The organism is Streptomyces sp. NPDC096012, from assembly GCF_040426375.1.
GTDB lineage: Bacteria > Actinomycetota > Actinomycetes > Streptomycetales > Streptomycetaceae > Streptomyces.
Genome location: NZ_JBEOTD010000001.1, coordinates 92,729 through 112,730, shown reverse-complemented (window position 1 = coordinate 112,730; position 20,002 = coordinate 92,729). Strand labels below are relative to the sequence as shown.

The following is a 20,002-nucleotide window of genomic DNA, read 5'->3' as shown; positions in this document are numbered from 1 at the left end:
CTTCTCCAGAGAGCCCCTGGAGAACGAGGCAGGCCCGGCGCTGATCTTTCAGCACCGGGCCTGCCCTGTGATTTAGCTGTCGGGGTGGCGGGATTTGAACCCACGACCTCTTCGTCCCGAAGCAACTTGGGTGGGGGTGCTGCCTTGGGCTGATCTGGCTCTCACCTGGTGTAACGGTCCACAGACGTCCGCGATTGTCCGCCGCTGTACGTCCGCATTGTCACGCAGTTAGACACGCGCTCGGGATGCGGATCTCCCGGAAGACGCGCTGCGCGGCTTCGACGGGGCCTGCTGCTTGCGTCCTATGGCTGCGCCATCAGGGCGCGGGAAACCGTGCTGCCCACGGGTCACCGTGCGCGTACCGTCAGTCTGGACCGTGGGGGTGGAAGTCTGTGTTGTACGCACACGAGATGGTCCTGAACGAACTCGCACAGGGGCTCAGACCTGTGGACGAGGGCGTCGAGTGGTTCCAGGGCCTCTCAGAGGGTGACCAACGCAAGGTCCTGCACGCGCTGGTGCTGTTCTGCGGGCAGGCCCGCGCCTGCGAAGAGGACGTGCCGGAGAGTATCGCGCGTTCCGGCATCCGTCCTACTCACACGCCGGCGGTGATGCTCACGAGGTGGCGCTTCGGAATGGAAGCACTTCCGGCCTACGAACTAACCAAGTCCTTCCGCCTACTCGTCGCCCTCTTCAGCATCGCCGACACCCGCAGGCGGACGCTGCACTGCGCCGGCGGATGTGGTCACGCGTGGCACAACCTGCCGGCTCCGCCACGCGACGCAACCTGAGATGTCTTCTTGCCCTGGGTCTTGCCGGGGATCTTGATGAGCTGGGTTTTCGCTGCTCAGAGACGGCAGGCCCGTGCGCCTGGTGGTCGTCGTCGGTCGCCATTGGCCACTGTCGAGCGACCTCGGACGGCCGAGAGACGGCCCGGGCTCGATGGCACTCAAGTGGCGGCCAGCGCCTTCGAAGGCCGATGGCCCCGCCTGAACCTCAGCCGACGACAGTCAGCCATGACGGCGACCGCGCCGACCGACCACGCACGCGTATGCCTCCCTGCACCCCCACCGTCCCCGGCCGCGCTGCCAGTGCCATCGACCGGTGCAAGCCGCCACGGCCGGCCCATGGCTACGGGCCTGAGCACAGCGGGGCAGGGACCGCACCGCGGTGCGGGTAGTACGTGATCAGCTCGGAGTGCTCCAGCCGGACGGCACCCGCGCCCGCAAATTCGCCTACGGCAAGACCTGGGCCGAGTGCGACACCAAGCGCCGGGAACTGCTCACCAAGATGGACCCGCCACATGGACCACCTGCTCAGGCGCCGTGTCGACCGTGAGTGACCGCCCGCGTTGATGTCACCCGTGGATGTCGAACGCCCCGGACCGATCATCGGCCGGGGCGTTCGCGCTGTTCAACCCAAGAGCCCCCTGTCGGATTCGAACCGACGACCTTCGCTTTACAAGTTCACCCCGCTGGTTGAGTGGCCTCGCCCTCGCCACTCAGACCTTGCCGGCGAGGTACACGAAGGGATGCCGGGGTACGGCAAAGTGCGCCTTGTTGCCGTCAACGACTGCCGTCAGTACGTCGCCGACTGCGGAGTGACCGCACCCTGACGCCACCGCTGCGCCACGGCCTTCAAGACCGACCGGTCGCGCCCAGACGGCCCAGCGGCCCCATCCGCACGGCCGCCAGCAGATTTGCAGCGGGCTCCACTCGATCCCCCTCACCTGCGGCTTCCCCGCTGCTAGGTACCCCTGGGACACACCTGGGGGAGGAGGACCCGAGAACACTGCATGAGGAGTGCGATCCGTCCTCGGCCGAAACCGTCCGGTAGGTGCTCAACGCGTTGCCGGATGGAGCCCTGGCCACCAGAGCCCGTCTCGGAGGATTCGCTCGCTCTCGTCGCGCTTCGTCACAGCGAGAGCCGTGCCGGACCTGATTGGTCATAGACCGTGGCCCTTCGTCCCCCTAGGCGAAGACCTTCTTCCAGGCGATCCCACCGAAGACGAACACGAAGAACACGTACCCGGTGTACAGGGCCCAGATCATCAGCATCCCGCCCCACTCGCCCCACGTCGCTGCCACCCCCATCACGGTGAACAGCGCCAGAAGGGCAAACGCCAGCCAGCTCCCGGCCAGAAGCCGGAGCGCAGACCGTCATAGCGCCGGAAGGCCACCACCACGCCGACGACCTCACCGACCAGCAGCAGCGGCACCAGCGCCATCCGGGTGCCGAACGTGAAGAACAGCCCGTCCGACTCCAACGAGAACCCCCACAGCATGGTCGTCGCCGTAGCGAGCAGCCATGGCACCACGACCACCCAGACGACCAGCGGAAGCACCACACGCCTGACCGGCATCTCAGCACACCCCCGAACAGCATTGACACGAAACTCACGCTACCGTCGGCCCCCGACCCGGCTCCCTCCCCGCCACCACGCCAGGGCCCCGGAAGCGGCCGCCTACGGGCCACTGGCCGTTCGTGTCCGACTCGGCGCCCCCCCCATGCGACCCGGCCGGCACGTCATGGCGGACGAGGGTGCGAGCGGTCGGGTTCGTCGACGAGGGGCGGCACCACCGCGGTGATCGATGGTGCCGCCCTGCACCGGCCGGACGTATCGCGCCCGCCGCGCCATCGCCGGCCTTGATCCACGAGCCGGAAGCTACCTGTACGTGCCGTAGTAGCCGGTCTGGATCAGGCACGCAGGGGGTGCGGACCAGGGCTTCCCAAGGGTGACTGTTCCTTGCCTCACAGTCGCCGCTTGTCTCTGAGGTAGGGCACCACAAGGAAACGCGGCCTGTTGAAGATCCCGATCAGGGTGATCAGCAGCCAGCAGAGGATCACCCCGCCGCCTGCCACCAGCGAAATCGCCCACCAAGGCTCAGCCGGTTTCTTCGTCTGCGTGACCGCGGTTCCCAGCGCGATCACCGCGATGGCCATCAAAACGAAGTGGGCCGCCACGACCACGATGCCCCGTGTGATGACCCACCCTGGCGCCCCTCTCACACTGAACGACCGCGCGGCTTCGGAAGCACGCTCGGGATGCCTCCAGAGCCGGACGGCCACCACGACGTACCGGACAGCCAGCGCCACGAGCACGGCTAGCGCAATCAGGCCCCCGATCACTTGCCAACTCCGCTCATCGTCCCCCTGCACACGGCTCGCTTGAGGATAGATCGACACCTCACCGGCGGGACAGCCGTGTGCTCGTGATTGCCTCCGGCAGCAACCACCCCCGGCTCCCATCCCGTCCGCCGTCGACCCACATACCGTGGAGCGGGCGTGGTCCATGGCGTCCAGGTGGAGCGCGCCACTGTACGAACGACCTGCCTCCGCCGTGATTCGCTTCGACGGCCCCGACGGACCCGACGATCCGCCCCCGGCCCGGGCCACCCTCGACCTGCTCACCGACGCCATCCATGCCGCTGCCGCACGTGTCGCGGTCGACGTCCCTCCGGCCCGGTATCAGGGGGACCCCGATCAACCGGCACGAACTGAGCCCGGGCGCACGCTCCGCTGGGGCATTCAGCTCGACGTGCAGCCGATCGGCGCCTTCGGCCACGGTGAGGAGATCACCGAACAGGCCGTCGCCTCCTATGTCGCCAAGTACGCCACCAAGGCCGCCGAGACCACCGGCACCGTAGACCGCCGCATCAGCAACAAGAGGCCCTGGCCCTCCTCGAGGTGCCCGAGCACCCGGCCCGGCTCATCGCCGCATGCCTCGACCTCCACCCGCTCTACCCGGACCGGAAGTTACGCGACGATCAAGATCGACGGCGCTCGCCGCATCCCCGCCGACGCCCTCCAGGACTTCGTCCTCGGCCAGCTCGAGGAGGCTGCCTGATGGCCAGTGAGCGCAAGCGCAACCCGAACGGCGCGGGCACCATCACCAAGCGCAAGGACGGCCGCAACCCGTGCGCGGTGTACGTGCTCCAGCCCGACGGCACCCGTGCCCGTAAGTTCGCCTATGGCAAGACGTGGGCCGAGTGCGACATCAAGCGCCGGGAGACCAGGGCGTGCCCGTGCCGACCCGGTCGGCCAAGTTCACCGAGTGGCTGCCGTATTGGCTGGAGCAACTTCATCAAGCCGAACCGCAAGCGGACGATAGCAAGTACGCGATGCATGTGCGCCTCTACCTCGTGCCGCTGCTCGGCTCCAGCAGCCTGGAGGCACTGGGTCGCCGCCATGTGCGGACGTTCGTCGCCGACATGTCTCCCAGCGCCTCCCCGGCCACGGCCAAAGAGGCACACCGCGTGCTGAGGACCGCCCTTACCGCAGCCTGCCGTGAGGATCGTTCTTCCGCATCACCGACGCCGCCGGCCTTCGGCGCATCCGTCTGCACGACGCCCGGCACGGCTGCGCCACGCTCCTCACCGCGGCCGGTGTCGCGCCCCGCGTCGTGATGGAGATCCTGGGCTACAGCCAGATCAGCATCACGATGGACGTCTACACGCACGTGACGTCGGACACGCAGCGCGAGCCCATCAGCCATATGGACCGCCTGCTCAGGCGCCGTGTCGACCGTGAGTGACCGCCCGCGTTGATGTCACCCGTGGATGTCGAACGCCCCGGACCGATCATCGGCCGGGGCGTTCGCGCTGTTCAACCCAAGAGCCCCCTGTCGGATTCGAACCGACGACCTTCGCTTTACAAGAGCGGCGCTCTGACCAGCTGAGCTAAGGAGGCCTGCACGGGCGCGTGGCGCGTGGGTGCGTGTGCAGTGTACCCACGTCCCGGCCGGGCCCTGTCGAGAATTTCGGCGAAGTTCACACGGGTCCAGGTGCTGACAGGGCGAGTGAACGCCAGGTACCGTCTCGATCCAGTTCGCTCACGTGGACTACACCAACCACCTTCCTACAACGGATCGTCCGGCACGTTCCTGCCGGTAGAAGGGGGCCCATTCACCATGGCCACTGTCACGTTCGACAAGGCGACCCGGATCTACCCGGGTTCCACCAAGCCCGCCGTCGACGGCCTCGACATCGCGATCGAGGACGGCGAGTTCCTCGTCCTGGTCGGACCGTCGGGCTGCGGCAAGTCCACCTCCCTGCGGATGCTCGCGGGCCTGGAGGACGTCAACGGCGGCGCCATCCGCATCGGCGACCGCGACGTCACGCACCTGCCGCCCAAGGACCGGGACATCGCCATGGTGTTCCAGAACTACGCCCTGTACCCGCACATGACGGTCGCCGACAACATGGGCTTCGCGCTCAAGATCGCCGGCGTCAACAAGGCGGAGATCCGGCAGAAGGTCGAGGAGGCCGCCAAGATCCTCGACCTCACCGAGTACCTGGACCGCAAGCCCAAGGCGCTCTCCGGCGGCCAGCGCCAGCGTGTCGCGATGGGCCGCGCGATCGTCCGTGAGCCGCAGGTGTTCCTCATGGACGAGCCGCTGTCCAACCTCGACGCCAAGCTGCGCGTGAGCACCCGCACGCAGATCGCCTCGCTGCAGCGCCGCCTCGGCATCACCACCGTCTACGTCACCCACGACCAGGTCGAGGCCATGACGATGGGCGACCGCGTGGCGGTCCTGAAGGACGGCCTGCTGCAGCAGGTCGACTCGCCGCGGAACATGTACGACAAGCCCGCGAACCTCTTCGTCGCCGGCTTCATCGGCTCCCCCGCCATGAACCTGGTCGAGGTGCCGATCACCGACGGCGGCGTGAAGTTCGGCAACAGCGTGGTGCCGGTGAACCGGGACGCGCTGGCGGCCGCCGCCGACCGGGGCGACCGCACCGTGACCGTCGGTGTGCGGCCCGAGCACTTCGACGTGGTCGAGCACAACGGCACCGTCGCCGCGTCCCTGTCGAAGGACAGCGCCGACGCCCCGGCCGGTCTCGCCGTCTCCGTGAACGTCGTCGAGGAGCTGGGCGCCGACGGTTACGTCTACGGCACCGCCGAGGTCGGCGGCGAGGTCAAGGACCTGGTCGTCCGGGTCAACGGGCGCCAGGTGCCGGAGAAGGGCTCCACGCTGCACGTGGTGCCGCGGCCGGGCGAGATCCACGTGTTCTCGACGTCCACGGGCGAGCGGCTCTCCGACTGACCGGACCGGGGCGACCGGGCCCAGGCCGGCCGAATCGGCCGACCGGGCCGGGCCGACGGACCAGCCGACCGGGCCGGCGGGATCAGCCGACCGGACGGGGCCGACCCGTCCGAGCTGCGCTTCGGCGCCCACGTTGACGAAAGGGGCCCCGCGGACCACCGCGGGGCCCCTTTCGCCGTGGCCGTATACCCCGGCACAGCGATCATTTCGGGCGGGGTGCGTCAACCCTCTACCCAGAAAGAGACGCCGTCTCATCCCCCGAAAGGGTGACTAAATGTCGCCAAATCATCACCCCGCGCTACTCTCACACGCGTGAAGCACTCCACCAACCCTCAGACGCGACGCGGCCACCGGGGCGGCCCTGCCCGCCGGATCGGCCGCACTCTCGCCCTCGTCCTGCCCGTCGTCCTGGTGCTCTCCGGAACCCTCGCGGTCACCCGGGTCAACTGGACGGGGAGCTCCTCCGGCTCGTTGCTGGCCGCCTCGGACGTCTCCCCGGCGGAGGTCTCCTCCAGGGCGGTCTCCCGCGCCCCGCAGGACGTGCTCCGCGACCAGCTGATGGACGAACTGCAGGAGAAGAGCCCGGGGGTGGTCCTCACCCACCTCCAGCAGGCCGTCAACGGACACCCGTCGCTGGCCCGGCACTGCTCCTCCATCGCCCGTGCCCTCGGCAAGGCCGCGGTGCGCATCTACGGCGCCCCGCGCGCGCAGTCGTACGCCCGCCCGGTGTGCGACACGGCCTTCGCCTCGGGCGTGCTGGCCGCGCACAGCTGAGCCCCGGCTCCGCCGGCGCCCGCCCCTTCCCGGCCGGGCGCCGGCCGTGGTGGCGGTGACGGCTCCTCCGGGAGAGAGCACGTCGCCGTGGGCGGGGAGCACGTCGCCGGGGACGGGGAGTACGTTGCCGGCGACGAACGACGGTGGGGCGCCACGTACAGTGCGGGCATGACCCATCCGAACGCCGCGTCGCGCCCCACTCAAGCCGTGGTCCTGGCCGGTGGCCAGGGCTCCCGGCTGCGTCCGTACACCGACGACCGACCCAAGCCGATGGTGGAGATCCCCGGCACGGGCACTCCGATCATCGGCCACCAGCTGGCCTGGCTCGCCGAGGAGGGCGTGACGGACGTCGTGGTCTCCTGCGGCCACCTCGCCGACGTCCTGCAGAAGTGGCTGGACTCGGCCGACCTGCCCGTCTCCGTCACCACCGTCGTGGAGACCGAGCCCCTCGGCCGCGGCGGTGGCCTCAAGTACGCCGCCGCGCATCTGCCCGACCCCGACGGCCCCTGGTACGCCACCAACGGCGACATCTGGACCCGCTTCTCGCTGCGGGACATGGCCGACTTCCACGCCGAGCGGGACGCCATGGCGACCCTGGCGCTGGCCCGTCCGCGTATCCCCTGGGGCGCGGTGAAGACCGACGGGTTCGGGCACATCACCGACTTCATCGAGGCCCCGCCGTCGACGTTCGAGATCAACGCGGGCGTCTACGTGTTCTCGCCGGGGTTCTCCGAGCTGCTGCCGGAGCGGGGGGACCACGAGCGTACGACGTTCCCCCGGCTGGCCCGGGAGAAGAAGCTCGCCGGTTTCTCCCTTCCGCAGGGGGCGTACTGGCGGGCCATCGACACGGCGAAGGACCTGACCGAAGCGGCCAAGGAACTGGCGGCACCGGGCCGCTGAGACACCGGGTACCGACGGAGCACCACAGCACCCGGCCGCTGAGACACCCGGTACCGCCCGAGCACCACAGCACCCGGCCGCTGAGACACCGGGTACCGCCCGAGCACCACAGCACCCGGCCGCTGAGACACCCGGCACCGCCCGAGCACCACAGCACCCGGCCGCTGAGACACCCGGCACCGCCCGAGGACCACAGCACCGCCAGCACCGGGACTCCGAGGTGCTGTGAGCGCTGACGGCGCTGACGGCTGACGGCGCGCACGAACGCCCACGCGCCGAGCGCCTCGCGGAACGGTCGCGCGGAGAAGGCCAGGCGCCCGGGCCCGCGCCGTACGGCTGCGCCGAGAAGGTCCGGCCGTACCGGCCGAACGGAGAAGGGCCCCGTACCTGTGGCGGTACGGGGCCCTTCCTGGTCTCCGGCCGGTCCGGGGCGTCAGCCCAGCAGGCCGCCCACCAGGCCCGGCTGGCCCGTGGAGGAGGAGCTGGTGCCACCGCCCGTGGACGAGCCGCCGCCCGTCGTCGAGCCGCCGGTGCTGGTGCCGCCCGAGCTGGTCGGTCCGGCCGTCGTGCTCGGGACGCCGCCCACCGGGGAGCTCGGGCGGGACGGGGTCCGGCCCATGGTGCCCTGGGTCTGGCTCGGCGTGGTGGTCGTACCGCCCGCGCTCCGGGTGGCGCCCGGGGTGGTCGCCGCGCCGGAGGGGCTCGCGCCGGCCGTGGCCCCGCCGGACGGCGAGGTGGAGGCGGCCGGGTTCTTCTGATGGCGCTTGCCCGGTTCCTGGGGGAGCGGAGCCCCGGGCAGGTTGTTGCGGGGGGCCTCGCCGGGGCCGGGGACGACGACCCGGCTGGAGTCGCGGACCGCGCCGCCCAGCAGGGAGCCGGTGAGCAGGGTCAGGCCGACGGTGACGGCCGTGACCAGCGCGCCGCGGCGCAGGACGAAGCGGCGCAGCTCCCAGATGTCGGAGCGGGGGCCCAGGCGCCGCCACGCGCTGCCCGCGAGGCGGCCGTCGATGGAGTAGACGGGGGCGCCTGCGATGATCAGCGGGGACCATGCGGCGAGGTAGATGATGTCGGGGGCGTCGTAGGCCGAGACCGTCTTCCAGCTGACCGTGACGATGAGGGCGGCCGAGAGCAGCGCGCCCACCACCGCGGCCACGCGCTGCCAGCAGCCGAGCATGGTCAGGACGCCGACGACCACCTGAAGGAAGGCGATGACCAGACCGGAGCCGACCGGGTGGTGCAGGGCGAACTGGCGAAGCGGTTCGGCCACGTCCCACGGGTGCAGGGTGTTGAGCCACTTGACCATGGAGCCGCGCTTGCCGCCGTCGAAGTAGACGGGGTCGCACAGCTTGCCCATGCCGGCGTAGACGGAGATGAAGCCGAGGAAGATGCGCAGCGGGAGCAGGACGACGCCGAGGTTCATCCTGCGGCCGGGGTAGTAGGCGTGCCGGGCCGGGTCGTCGCCGTGGCGCCTGGCGGAGTGCGGGCTGTCGCCGCGGCTGCCGGACGGCTCCGCGTAGGCCTCGTACGGCTCGAAGTCACCGCCCTCGTAAGAGGGTTCGTCGTAGGCGCCGCTCACCGTGCGCATGTGCGGGAGCAGGCGGGTGCCGTCGGCGTCGGGGGCGGTGCGCTGGTGGCCGACGAGGGGTGTCTCGACGGTCTGGTCGAGTACGTCGTAGGCGTCCGCGTAGCCGGTCCCGAGACGCGGGATGACCTGGGTGGCCCCGGCCTCGGGCTCTTCGGCGTGGCGGACGCTGCCCCGCACGGCCTGGAGGAGCCGGTGGGCGCCGGTGTCGTCGGGGGCGGACTTGCCGCTCCACACGACGGGGCGGCGGCGTCCGGCCGCGGCGGACCGGCCCGCGGCGCTCGCGGCCGGTACCCGGGCGGTGTCCTGGGTGGCGCTCAGGTGCCGGTCGATCCGCGGGGATTGGCTGCGCTTCGCCGACGCGCCCAGCTGCACGCGGAAGCTGGCGTGATTGACGATGACCTGCGCCGGATCGCTCGGCACCTTCACCATGCTCAGCGCGGGAGCGTCGTCGAATCCCGACGAGCGGTCCCCCGTGGGTGTGCGGGGTGTTCTGGTGTCCACACTCATCTAACCGAGTGACATGGAGTTAGGACACTGCTTTGACCGCCCGGATGTGTCCGGACCGCGTCAAAGCCGCCTATGCCACCCCAGGGGCACCGGATTCACCCCGCACGGGTGAGCCATCGGACGGGCGTTCAGGCCCGCCGGCGCGCCGCCTCGTACAGCACGATGCCCGCCGCCACACCGGCGTTCAGCGACTCGGCGCCGCCCGGCATCGGGATGCGGACGCGGTGGTCGCACGTCTCGCCCACGAGACGGGACAGACCCTTGCCCTCGCTGCCGACGACGATGACGACCGGGCCGTCCAGCGCTGCCAGTTCGCCCACTTCGGCCTCGCCGTCCGCGGCCAGGCCGATGACCGTGATGCCGGCCTTCTTGTAGGCCTCGAGGACGCGGGTGAGGTTGGTGGCGCGGGCGACCGGGGTGCGGGCGGCCGCACCGGCGGAGGTCTTCCAGGCGCCCGCGGTCATGCCGGCCGAGCGGCGCTCGGGTACGACCACGCCGTGGCCGCCGAAGGCGGAGACCGAGCGGACGACGGCGCCGAGGTTGCGCGGGTCGGTGACGCCGTCCAGGGCGACGATCAGCGGGTCGGCGCCCTCGTCGTAGGCGGCCGCGGTGAGGTCCTCGGGGTGCGCGTACTCGTACGGCGGGACCTGCAGGACCAGGCCCTGGTGGTTGAGGCCGTTGGTCATGCGGTCCAGCTCGGGGCGCGGCGCCTCCATGAGGTTGATGCCGCCGCGGTCGGCGACGAGCTGCAGGGCCTCGCGGACGCGCTCGTCGTTGTCGATGAACTGCTGGACGTACAGGGTCGAGGCGGGGACGCCCTCGCGCAGTGCCTCGACGACCGGGTTGCGGCCCACGACCAGCTCGGAGGAGGACTTGCCGCCGCGGCCCCGGGGCGCGGGGCGGCGCACGGCCTGCTTCGCCTTGGCGTTGGCGACGCGGTTCTTCTTGTGGCCCTTGCGCATCTCGGCCGGCGGGGTCGGTCCCCTGCCCTCCAGACCCTTGCGCCGCTGGCCGCCACTGCCGACCTGCGCGCCCTTCTTGCCGGACATGCGACGGTTGTTCGCGGCCATGACCTACCTGTCTCTGTGGTGCGTGCGGATGCGTACGTCTATGCAGTGTGCCGCCCGGAGGGCCGGGCGGCACAATCGATCATCGGATCGTCGGACGGCTCAGCGTGAGCCGAGGCTCCAGCGGGGGCCCTGCGGGCCGTCCTCGATGGTGAGGCCCGACTGGTTGAGCTGGTCGCGGATGGCGTCGGCGGTGGCCCAGTCCTTGCGGGCGCGGGCGGCCTCGCGCTGGTCCAGCACGAGCCGGACGAGGCTGTCGACCACGCCGTGCAGGTCCTCGCCCCGGTCCGCCTCGCCGGCCCAGTGCGGGTCGAGCGGGTCGAGACCGAGGACGCCGAGCATGGCCCGCACCTCGGCGAGCCGGGCCACGGCCGCCTCCTTGTCGTCGGCGGCCAGCGCGCTGTTGCCCTGCCGGACCGTGGTGTGCACGACGGCGAGGGCCTGCGGGACGCCCATGTCGTCGTCCATGGCCTCGGCGAAGGCGGGCGGGACCTCGGCGGCGGGCTCGACCACTCCCCCGGCCTTCTCCACCACGCGCTGCACGAAGCCCTCGATCCGCGCGAACGCGGACTCGGCCTCGCGCAGGGACTCCTCGCTGTACTCGATCATCGAGCGGTAGTGCGGGGTGCCCAGGTAGTAGCGCAGCACGATCGGGCGCCACCGCTTGACCATCTCGCCGACCAGGACGCTGTTGCCGAGCGACTTGGACATCTTGTCGCCGGCCATGGTGACCCAGGCGTTGTGCACCCAGTACTGGGCGAAGTCGTCGCCGAAGGCCTTGGCCTGGGCGATCTCGTTCTCGTGGTGCGGGAAGATCAGGTCGAGGCCGCCGCCGTGGATGTCGAAGGCGCTGCCCAGGTACTTGTGGGCCATGGCGGAGCACTCCAGGTGCCAGCCGGGACGGCCCGGCCCCCACGGCGTCGGCCAGGTCGGCTCGCCGGGCTTGGCGGACTTCCACAGGGCGAAGTCGCGCGGGTCCCGCTTGCCGGTCTCGCCCTCGCCGGACGGCTGGAGCAGGTTGTCCAGCTCCTGCCGGGACAGCTCCAGGTACCGGGGGAAGGACCGCACGTCGAAGTAGACGTTGCCGTCCGCGGCGTAGGCGTGCCCGCGCTCGATGAGGACCTGCATCATCTCGATCATCTCGGTGATGTGGCCGGTCGCGCGGGGCTCGTAGGTCGGCGGGAGGCAGCCGAGGGCGGCGTAGCCGTCGTTGAAGGCGCGCTCGTTCTCGTAGCCGATCGACCACCAGGGCCGGTTCTGCTCGTGGGCCTTGGCGATGATCTTGTCGTCGATGTCGGTGACGTTGCGGATGAACGTGACCTCGTGGCCGCGGTACTCGAACCAGCGGCGCATGATGTCGAAGTTGAGGTAGGAGCGCACATGCCCGATGTGGGGTGCCGCCTGCACGGTGGCACCACAGAGGTAGATCGAGACACAGCCCGGCCTGAGCGGGGTGAAGTCACGGATCTGCCGGGCGTTGGTGTCGTACAGGCGAATAGTCACGCCACCAGGGTAGTGGGCGCCGGGCACTGCCTCACGCCCCTTCTCCCCGAAGCCGCGGTCACAGGTTCCCGACGACCTTGCGCGGGTGGATCCGTACGACCACCCGCTCGGCGTCCTGGGCCGAGGACGGGTTGAAGTCGGCGTACTTCTTGCCCGTGTACTTGACGCTCAGCTCGTCGATGAGGTCCTGCCCGCCCTCGGTCGTGAGCTCGGCGGTGCCGCGGATCTCCGCGTACTCGTAGGGCTGCTCCGGGTTCATGACGACGACCGTCACCCGGGGGTCGCGCCGCAGGTTCTGTTCCTTGCGGCGGCCGACCGTGGTGGAGAAGAGGATGTCGTCGCCGTCCCGTTTCACCCAGACCGGGGACATCTGCGGGCTGCCGTCGGGCTGAATGGTGCCCACGACGATGAACACCTTGTCGTCGAGCACCGACTTGAGCTTGTCGGACAGGGCTACGGACACGGGTACCTCCAGGAGACCTCGGTCGAGGGTGACTGTGCGGGTACCCTCGCACGCTCTCCGCTCACTCGCAGCACAGGACACGGCGGCCGACGTCAGCCCGTGCGGACCACCAGCGCGGTCGCCACCGCCATCAGGCCCTCGTCGCGGCCCGGGAAGCCGAGCCCGTCGGTGGTCGCCCCCGAGACCGACACCGGGGCGCCGGCCGCCTCGGAGAGGATCTTCTGGGCCTCGTCCCGGCGCTTGCCGATCTTCGGGCGGGGGCCGACCACCTGGACGGCGATGTTGCCGATGGTGAAGCCCGCGTCGCGGACGATCCGCGCGGCCTCCGTGAGCAGGGTGACCCCGGCGGCGCCGGACCACTCGGGGCGCCCGGTGCCGAAGTGCTGCCCCAGGTCACCGAGCCCGGCGGCGGAGAAGAGGGCGTTGCAGGCGGCATGCGCGACGACGTCCGCGTCGGAGTGGCCGGCCAGCCCGGGCCCCTCGCCCTCCCACTTCAGGCCGGCGCACCACAGCTCGCGGCCCTCCTCGAAGGCGTGGACGTCGGTGCCGATGCCGACCCGGGGAAGCAGGGGTGCCTCAGAAGCCATGGGTGAGCCTCCTGCGGGCCAGGACCGCCTCGGCGAGGACCAGGTCGAGGGGTCGGGTGACCTTGAAGGCCTCCTCGTGACCGGGTACGGCCACGACCGTCAGCCCCAGCTGCTCCACCATGCTCGCGTCGTCGGTGACGTTCCCGGTGACGGTCTCGTGGGCCCGGACCAGGGTCGTCCGCTCGAAGCCCTGGGGCGTCTGCACCGCGCGCAGCCGGGCGCGGTCGGGGGTGGCGACGACCGGCTCCGGCCGGCCGGGCCCGGTCGCGGGCTCGACCTCCTTGACGGTGTCGGCGAGCGGGAGGGCGGGGACGACGGCCGGGGCGCCGTCGCGTACGGCCTCGATGACCGCGTCGACCGTGTCGACCGGGACGAGCGGGCGGGCCGCGTCGTGGACGAGGACCACGCCGTACTCGGGGGGCAGGGCGGCCAGGCCGAGCCGGACCGACTCCTGGCGGGACTCCCCGCCCGGCACCACCGCGAAGTCGGTGCGCTCGGGGAGGGCGTGCGCGTCGAGCAGGGACTTGACCTCGGCGGCGCCGTCCGGCGGAGCAACGACGATCACCAGGGAGACCTGGCGGGACGCGGCCAGGGCGCGGACCGCGTGGATGAGCATGGGCGTGCCGTTCAGCGCGCGCAGCGCCTTGGGGGCGCCCGGACCGAGGCGTACGCCGCGCCCGGCGGCGGGAATCACGGCGGCGACGGGGGTCTGCGCGGGCGAAGGGCGCGATTGGTCAGACATCGGTTCCTGTCAGGTTTGTGTGCTCGACCCAGGTGGGTATGGCCTGGAGGAGTGCCGGGCGCTAGGCCTTGACCGGACCCTTCCGTGACCCTGGTCGAGCCGTTCGCCCGGGCCCGGCACGTCAAGTATCGGGGGGCATACCCCGAGGTGTGCGGCAGGCTCCGCCCGCGGGTGCACGGCGGGTCGCCGGAGTCGACGGCAGATGCCTCGGGGACGAACATGCCGCAGCGCCCGGCGACAGGGTCGTCATCGGGCACCGCGGCATTTCAGTGTGCTGAGCGCGCTGCGGGCGGAGGATCGCCGCCGCGCCGCGCGTCAGGAGACGTGCGTCTCGTCGGGCCGCGTCAGGACGCGAGCACCTCGTCGAGCAGGGCCTCGGCCTTGTCCTCGTTCGTGTTCTCCGCGAGGGCCAGCTCGCTCACCAGGATCTGGCGCGCCTTGGCGAGCATGCGCTTCTCACCGGCGGAGAGTCCGCGCTCGCGCTCACGACGCCACAGGTCACGCACGACTTCCGCGACCTTGATGACATCGCCGGAGGCGAGCTTCTCCAGGTTTGCCTTGTAACGACGGGACCAGTTCGTGGGCTCCTCGGCGTACGGCGCGCGCAGCACCTCGAAGACTCGGTCCAGCCCGTCCTGACCGACCACATCCCGCACGCCGACGAACTCCGCATTGTCCGCTGGCACACGTACCGTCAGGTCGCCTTGGGCGACCTTCAGCACCAAGTAGGTCTTGTCCACGCCTTTGATCTGGCGAGTTTCGATAGCCTCGATCAGCGCGGCCCCGTGATGGGGATAGACCACGGTGTCGCCAACCTTGAACGTCATGTGACAGGTACCCCTTCCGTGGCTATCCAGGGTAACACGGATACGGCGTCTTCTGAATGGCGTTTTCGCAGGTCAGGGCATATCTCGGGGCTTGACAACAGCAACCGGAACGTGCTGCGCGCGGCCTGCGGAAGCGGGTATTCGCAGGTCGGAGGGGCTCTTCGGGCGGGACGAAACGCCTGCGTCACACAGCTCACGGGTCCGCCCCAAGTGGCGGAACATCCCGATTTGTCTGGTTCCAAGCGTACGACTTCCGCTACTCCGTTCGGTGACCGGAGGCGGATGTGAGCCGAATCCGGAATTGATCAACGGCGGTCGGCGTGGTGCCCCGTGATCAATATCCGGAGCGGCCGCATATTCCTGCACAGAAAATGTGCGGGCGGGTTCAGGGCTCAGTCGCGGACGATGTCGCGCGCCGCGTTACGCGCGTGCCGGGGTCGCCTTGAGGGGCGCGGAGGAGGGCCTTGCGAGATGCCGTCGGCGTGTTTTCCGAATGCCGGACGGGCGCGCGCAATGTGACCACCGAGTCACCTGTGCCTCCTGGAGTACCCCCACCCGGAGGGAACGCCGGTGCTTGGGGGAGGGTCGGGTGCGGTCGCCCGGGAACGGCTCGGTAACCTAAGGCCGCTGACAGACACTTAGGGTGGCTTTACAAGAGAGTCGCCCGTGCGTTCAAGGAGTTGCCGCCGCCGTGAGCAGCAGCCTTCGACGCGGCGCCCTCGCCGCCTCCGCCATCGTCTTCTCGATCGCCTCGCTCGCCGCCTGTGGCGCCGGCAACAACGCCCAGACCCTGGAGATCAAGCCGGACAACGCGGCGACCAGTGTCGGCGACATCAAGATCCAGAACGCTCTGGTGATCACCCAGCCGGACCGGAAGGCCACGGGTCCGGCGGTGATCTCCGCGACCGTGTTCAACACGGGCAACACCGACCAGACGCTGCAGTCGGCCTCGGTCGAGGGCTCCCGTGAGCCCGTGAAGCTGTCGCCCGCCAAGGGCCAGAGCCTGACCGTCCCGGCCCACGGGTCCCTGATCCTCGGCGGCAAGGGCAACGCCTCGGCCGAGATCCCCGGTGGCCGTGAGGCCGTCCAGGACGGCAACGTCCAGAAGGTCACCTTCACCTTCAGCAAGACCGGCGCGGTGAGCGTGCTCGCCTTCGTGGTGCCGGCCACCAGCTACTTCGACAAGTGGGGCCCGAGCAACATCCCGTCCGCCTCGGCCTCCGCCTCCTCTTCCGCCTCCGCCTCGGCCTCCGGAGCCCCGGGCGCGAACGCCTCCGGCAGCGGCAAGCCGGGCAAGGGCGGCAAGGCGTCCTCGTCCGCCGGCGCCACGGCGTCGGGGTCCCCCGCGACCGGGGCCACCCCGAGCGACTCGGCCTCCCAGTCGGCCGCCGGCCACTGACCGCCTCGTTCGTGACGGAGGGCGGCACCCCGGCCGGGGGGCCGCCCGCCCGCACGAAACGCGCGGCCGCGGCCCGGGTCCCCGGCGCGCCCGGCGCCGCCGCCCCCTCCCCCCCTGGTTCGCGACGGGGGGCCCCCCCCCGGCCGGGGTGCCGCCCTCCGTCACGAACCGCGCGTCCTGAGCCCTGGACCGCGTCGCGGCCTGCGCCTGCGCCCTGCGTCAGAACCGGTGTGCACCACGCGACGGACCGCAGTGGTCCCGGCCGGTGTGCCCCCGCGACGGGCTGGAGTGAGTGCCCCCTCGACGGTCCGGTGTGACCCACGCGACGGGCCGGAGTGGCCCCCCGACGGTCCGGTGTGACCCACGCGACGGGCCGGCCGGTGTGGCCTACGGCTCGAACTTGTAGCCCAGGCCGCGGACCGTCACCAGGTAGCGGGGCGCGCCCGGGTCCGGCTCGATCTTGGCGCGCAGGCGCTTGACGTGGACGTCGAGGGTCTTGGTGTCGCCCACGTAGTCGGCGCCCCAGACCCGGTCGATGAGCTGCATCCGGGTCAGGACGCGGCCCGCGTTGCGCAGGAGCATCTCCAGCAGGTCGAACTCCTTCAGCGGCAGGTCGACCTTCGAGCCGGCCACCGTCACCACGTGGCGGTCGACGTCCATGCGGACCGGACCCGCCTCCAGCGCGGCCGGGGTGACCTCCTCCGGCTCGCCGCGGCGCCGCAGCACCGCGCGGATGCGGGCGACCAGCTCGCGGGAGGAGAAGGGCTTGGTGACGTAGTCGTCGGCTCCTATCTCGAGACCGACCACCTTGTCGATCTCGCTGTCCTTCGCGGTCACCATGATCACGGGGACGTTCGAGCGGCCGCGCAGCTGGCGGCACACCTCGGTGCCGGGCAGCCCCGGCAGCATCAGGTCGAGGAGCACGAGGTCGGCGCCGTTGCGCTCGAACTCGTCGAGTCCGTCGGGGCCGGTGGCCGCGACGGCGACCTCGAAGCCCTCCTTGCGGAGCATGTACGACAGGGCGTCGGAGAAGGACTCCTCGTCCTCGACGACGAGCACTCGGGTCACGGAAGGACCTCCGGGGCGGGAAGCGGTTCGTACGGGGATGACTCGCTGGTCCCGGCCTCGTCGTCGAGGTCGGGGTGTTGTTGCGCGCGGTCGCGGGCCGCGCCCGCCTCCGGCAGCCTGAGAGTGAAGGTGGAGCCCTGGCCTTCGGCGCTCCACACCGTGACCTCCCCGCCGTGCGAGGCGACCACGTGTTTGACGATCGCGAGACCCAGACCGGTGCCACCGGTGGCCCGCGAGCGGGCCGGATCGACGCGGTAGAAGCGCTCGAACACGCGCTCCTTGTCCTTCTCCGAGATGCCGATGCCCTGGTCCGTGACGGCGAGTTCGATCATGTCGCCGCCGAGTGCGGTGACATGGCGGGCGGCTATGCCGACGCGGGTGCGGGCCGGGGAGTAGTTCACGGCGTTCTCGACGAGGTTGCCGAGAGCGGCGGCCAGCTGGCCCCGGTTCCCCCAGACGTGCAGATCCGCCGTACCGCCGGCGGCCATGGTGATCTGCTTGGCGCCCGCCTGGTGGCGGCAGCGGTCGATGGCCTCGGCGACCAGCTCCTCCACCCGGACGGGCTCGGCGTCCTCGAGGGGATCGTCGTTCTGGATCCGGGAGAGGTCGATCAGCTCCTGGACCAGGTTGGTCAGCCGGGTCGCCTCGATCTGCATGCGGCCCGCGAAGCGCTCTACGGCCTCGGGGTCGTCCGAGGCGTCCATGACGGCCTCGGACAGCAGGGACAGCGCGCCGACGGGCGTCTTCAGCTCGTGACTCACATTGGCCACGAAGTCACGTCGTACGGCCTCGATACGGCGGGCCTCGGTCAGGTCCTCGACCAGCAGCAGGACCAGCCGGGAGCCGAGCGGGGCCACCCGCGCGGAGACGGCGAGGGCCTCGCCCCGTCCGGTGCCGCGCCGCGGCAGGTCCAGCTCGACCTGGCGTATCTCACCGTCCCGTCTGGTGTCACGGGCCATCTGGAGCATCGGCTCCACGGCGAGCTTGCCGCCGCGGACCAGACCGAGGGCGTAGGCGGCCGAGCTGGCCTTGACGACGGCGTCGGCCTCGTCGAGGACGACGGCCGAGGAACGGAGCACGGACAACACGGTGTCCACGCCCGGCGGAAGTACGGGATCGGTGTGCAAGGAAGTCCTGGTGGGTCGCTTCTGGTCGCGTTCGCTCCAGCGGAACGCCAGCATGGCGATGACGCCGGTCAGCACCCCGGCGATCGCTGCCGCTGCGGCGACCGCCGCGTTCACGTCCATGCCTCAAGGTTAGGCACGGGCTCCGACATGGCTACACCCGTCCGGGGGCGACCTCGAACACTCGTCGCCCAGAGTTCACCTTGGAGCCAGTGGTGGTTCATTTGCGGTGGCAGAAACGGACGCGTACGAGGCCGACCGTGGGAGCGTGGGGGGAACGTGGGGTCCGCGCCCCGCGATTTTCGGCCACGGAGCAGGGCGAGAGGTGTCACAGCCCTTACTCCCTGAAGACACGTACGAGAGGGAATCCTGATGCGGGACGCGTACCACGAGGAACTGGACTCGATCGGCGACGGACTGGTGGAGATGGCCCGGCTGGTCGGGTCGGCGATCGGGCGCGCCACGACCGCGATCCTCGACGCCGACCTGAAGCTCGCCGAGAGCGTCATCGAGGCCGACAAGAAGGTCGACGAACTCCAGCACGACCTCGAAGCCCGTGCGATAGCCCTGCTCGCCCGCCAGCAGCCGGTCGCGACGGACCTGCGCATCGTCGTCACCTCGCTGCGTATGTCCGCCGACCTGGAGCGGTCCGGTGACCTCGCCCAGCACGTGGCGAAGCTCGCCCGGCTGCGCTTCCCGGCCCGGGCGGTCCCGCAGGACCTGCACGCCACCATCCTGGAAATGGGCCAGCTCGCCCAGCGCCTGATGGCCAAGGCGGCCGAGGTGATCATCACGAAGGACGTCGACCTCGCGCTCCAGCTGGAGCAGGACGACGACGAGATGGACCTGCTGCACCGCACCCTCTTCCAGCACCTGATCGACGACCGCTGGAAGCACGGCATCGAGACCGCCGTCGACGTCACGCTGCTCGGCCGCTACTACGAGCGGTACGCCGACCACGCCGTGGCCGTCGCCAAGCGCGTCGTCTACCTGGTCACGGGTGAGCACGCGGACGAGCTCCAGGCGGACCTCCACGCGAAGGGCGTCGACGGCGCGTGACCCCCGCGGGGTCCGGCCGCCGGCGGGTCCCACCGTGGTGGGGCTCGCGGATCGCCGGGTACGGCGCATGGACGCCCCCGTGCGCCGTTGATGCGCCCAGCAGAACGGGCATGGAATGGGCGAGGGCATCCCTGCCCCAGCGTCTAGGAGGGACCCATGGCCGAATCCCCCGGCACCACACCCGACCCCACGCAGGAGCGCGAGACCGAGCAGCAAGCCGACATCAGAAGCCTTCCGCTGTTCGGCGCGTGCGGCTGCGGCTCGGGTTGCGGTTGCGGATGCCAGTCGGGCAACCCCTGCCAGTGCGGCTGACGGCGCGACCGCTCGCCGGCTGACCTGACGACAGCCCACCGA

19 protein-coding genes, 1 tRNA gene and 2 pseudogenes are annotated in these 20,002 nt (G+C 70.7%); 10 read left to right on the top strand and 12 right to left on the bottom strand.

Annotation, left to right across the window (positions count from 1 at the left end; all coding sequences use genetic code 11):
- The first annotated feature begins 410 nt into the window (after positions 1-410).
- Complete coding sequence (locus ABVB68_RS00590; RefSeq protein ID WP_353598804.1) at positions 411-788, top strand: DUF5958 family protein; 378 nt, start codon at positions 411-413, stop codon at positions 786-788.
- A gap of 379 nt (positions 789-1,167) precedes the next feature.
- The gene (locus ABVB68_RS00585; RefSeq protein WP_353599156.1) at positions 1,168-1,335 is read left to right on the top strand and encodes a hypothetical protein; all 168 of its coding nucleotides are present in this window, start codon (positions 1,168-1,170) and stop codon (positions 1,333-1,335) included.
- A 754-nt stretch (positions 1,336-2,089) separates the two neighbouring features.
- Here ABVB68_RS00585 and ABVB68_RS00580 read toward each other — a convergent pair.
- Both ABVB68_RS00580 and ABVB68_RS00575 read right to left on the bottom strand, forming a co-directional pair.
- On the bottom strand, positions 2,090-2,359 hold the full coding sequence (locus ABVB68_RS00580; RefSeq protein ID WP_353598803.1) for a hypothetical protein: 270 nt from the start codon (positions 2,357-2,359) through the stop codon (positions 2,090-2,092).
- Positions 2,360-2,748: 389 nt separating this feature from the next.
- Positions 2,749-3,126 carry a hypothetical protein gene (locus tag ABVB68_RS00575; RefSeq protein ID WP_353598802.1) on the bottom strand — a complete coding sequence of 126 codons (378 nt, stop codon included), beginning with the start codon at positions 3,124-3,126 and terminating at the stop codon, positions 2,749-2,751.
- 208 nt (positions 3,127-3,334) lie between these two features.
- On the opposite strand from ABVB68_RS00575, the pseudogene ABVB68_RS00570 reads away from it, so the two are divergent.
- Together ABVB68_RS00570 and ABVB68_RS00565 are read left to right on the top strand one after the other, a co-directional pair.
- Positions 3,335-3,762, top strand: a pseudogene (locus tag ABVB68_RS00570) (replication initiator); the annotation flags it as partial.
- A gap of 81 nt (positions 3,763-3,843) precedes the next feature.
- Positions 3,844-4,531: pseudogene (locus ABVB68_RS00565) on the top strand (tyrosine-type recombinase/integrase).
- Between the two features lie 81 nt (positions 4,532-4,612).
- Here the strand turns inward: ABVB68_RS00565 and ABVB68_RS00560 are convergent.
- Positions 4,613-4,686 (bottom strand) — tRNA-Thr (locus tag ABVB68_RS00560).
- A gap of 220 nt (positions 4,687-4,906) precedes the next feature.
- On the opposite strand from ABVB68_RS00560, the gene ABVB68_RS00555 reads away from it, so the two are divergent.
- The 3 genes from ABVB68_RS00555 (at position 4,907) to ABVB68_RS00545 (ending at position 7,717) form a co-directional block, all read left to right on the top strand.
- Entirely contained in the window at positions 4,907-6,043 is a 1,137-nt protein-coding gene (locus ABVB68_RS00555; protein ID WP_353598801.1) for an ABC transporter ATP-binding protein, read from the top strand.
- A 312-nt stretch (positions 6,044-6,355) separates the two neighbouring features.
- On the top strand, positions 6,356-6,817 hold the full coding sequence (locus ABVB68_RS00550) for a hypothetical protein (RefSeq protein ID WP_353598800.1): 462 nt from the start codon (positions 6,356-6,358) through the stop codon (positions 6,815-6,817).
- Positions 6,818-6,985: 168 nt separating this feature from the next.
- The gene (locus ABVB68_RS00545) at positions 6,986-7,717 is read left to right on the top strand and encodes a nucleotidyltransferase family protein (RefSeq protein ID WP_353598799.1); all 732 of its coding nucleotides are present in this window, start codon (positions 6,986-6,988) and stop codon (positions 7,715-7,717) included.
- A 433-nt stretch (positions 7,718-8,150) separates the two neighbouring features.
- On the opposite strand, the gene ABVB68_RS00540 is transcribed toward ABVB68_RS00545, so the two are convergent.
- The 7 genes from ABVB68_RS00540 to ABVB68_RS00510 all read right to left on the bottom strand — a co-directional run bounded on the left by ABVB68_RS00540 (position 8,151) and on the right by ABVB68_RS00510 (position 14,998).
- Complete coding sequence (locus ABVB68_RS00540) at positions 8,151-9,809, bottom strand: DoxX family protein (RefSeq protein ID WP_353598798.1); 1,659 nt, start codon at positions 9,807-9,809, stop codon at positions 8,151-8,153.
- Between the two features lie 128 nt (positions 9,810-9,937).
- Positions 9,938-10,879, bottom strand: coding sequence for a 23S rRNA (guanosine(2251)-2'-O)-methyltransferase RlmB (gene rlmB, locus ABVB68_RS00535; RefSeq protein ID WP_353598797.1), 942 nt, complete (start codon positions 10,877-10,879; stop codon positions 9,938-9,940).
- A 99-nt stretch (positions 10,880-10,978) separates the two neighbouring features.
- The gene (cysS, locus tag ABVB68_RS00530; RefSeq protein ID WP_353598796.1) at positions 10,979-12,379 is read right to left on the bottom strand and encodes a cysteine--tRNA ligase; all 1,401 of its coding nucleotides are present in this window, start codon (positions 12,377-12,379) and stop codon (positions 10,979-10,981) included.
- A gap of 58 nt (positions 12,380-12,437) precedes the next feature.
- Complete coding sequence (locus ABVB68_RS00525) at positions 12,438-12,842, bottom strand: PPOX class F420-dependent oxidoreductase (RefSeq protein ID WP_353598795.1); 405 nt, start codon at positions 12,840-12,842, stop codon at positions 12,438-12,440.
- A gap of 92 nt (positions 12,843-12,934) precedes the next feature.
- A complete protein-coding gene (gene ispF, locus ABVB68_RS00520; protein ID WP_353598794.1) occupies positions 12,935-13,429 on the bottom strand; it encodes a 2-C-methyl-D-erythritol 2,4-cyclodiphosphate synthase in 495 nt (164 codons plus the stop codon).
- A complete protein-coding gene (gene ispD / locus ABVB68_RS00515) occupies positions 13,419-14,171 on the bottom strand; it encodes a 2-C-methyl-D-erythritol 4-phosphate cytidylyltransferase (protein ID WP_353598793.1) in 753 nt (250 codons plus the stop codon). The genes ispF and ispD overlap by 11 nt, the downstream gene beginning before the upstream one ends.
- 344 nt (positions 14,172-14,515) lie before the next feature.
- Positions 14,516-14,998, bottom strand: a complete 483-nt coding sequence (locus ABVB68_RS00510) for a CarD family transcriptional regulator (RefSeq protein ID WP_003953493.1) — start codon at positions 14,996-14,998, stop codon at positions 14,516-14,518.
- A 691-nt stretch (positions 14,999-15,689) separates the two neighbouring features.
- Here ABVB68_RS00510 and ABVB68_RS00505 point away from each other — a divergent pair.
- On the top strand, positions 15,690-16,397 hold the full coding sequence (locus ABVB68_RS00505; protein ID WP_353598792.1) for a copper chaperone PCu(A)C domain-containing protein: 708 nt from the start codon (positions 15,690-15,692) through the stop codon (positions 16,395-16,397).
- A 387-nt stretch (positions 16,398-16,784) separates the two neighbouring features.
- Here ABVB68_RS00505 and phoP read toward each other — a convergent pair whose 3' ends face one another.
- Positions 16,785-17,456, bottom strand: coding sequence for a two-component system response regulator PhoP (phoP, locus tag ABVB68_RS00500; RefSeq protein WP_466437636.1), 672 nt, complete (start codon positions 17,454-17,456; stop codon positions 16,785-16,787).
- Between the two features lie 5 nt (positions 17,457-17,461).
- Positions 17,462-18,712, bottom strand: coding sequence for a two-component system sensor histidine kinase PhoR (gene phoR / locus ABVB68_RS00495; protein WP_353598791.1), 1,251 nt, complete (start codon positions 18,710-18,712; stop codon positions 17,462-17,464).
- Positions 18,713-18,961: 249 nt separating this feature from the next.
- Here phoR and phoU point away from each other — a divergent pair, with 249 nt between their 5' ends.
- Together phoU and ABVB68_RS00485 are read left to right on the top strand one after the other, a co-directional pair.
- Positions 18,962-19,648, top strand: coding sequence for a phosphate signaling complex protein PhoU (phoU, locus tag ABVB68_RS00490; protein WP_353598790.1), 687 nt, complete (start codon positions 18,962-18,964; stop codon positions 19,646-19,648).
- Between the two features lie 156 nt (positions 19,649-19,804).
- Positions 19,805-19,960 carry a hypothetical protein gene (locus ABVB68_RS00485; protein ID WP_353598789.1) on the top strand — a complete coding sequence of 52 codons (156 nt, stop codon included), beginning with the start codon at positions 19,805-19,807 and terminating at the stop codon, positions 19,958-19,960.
- The last annotated feature ends 42 nt before the right edge of the window (positions 19,961-20,002 follow it).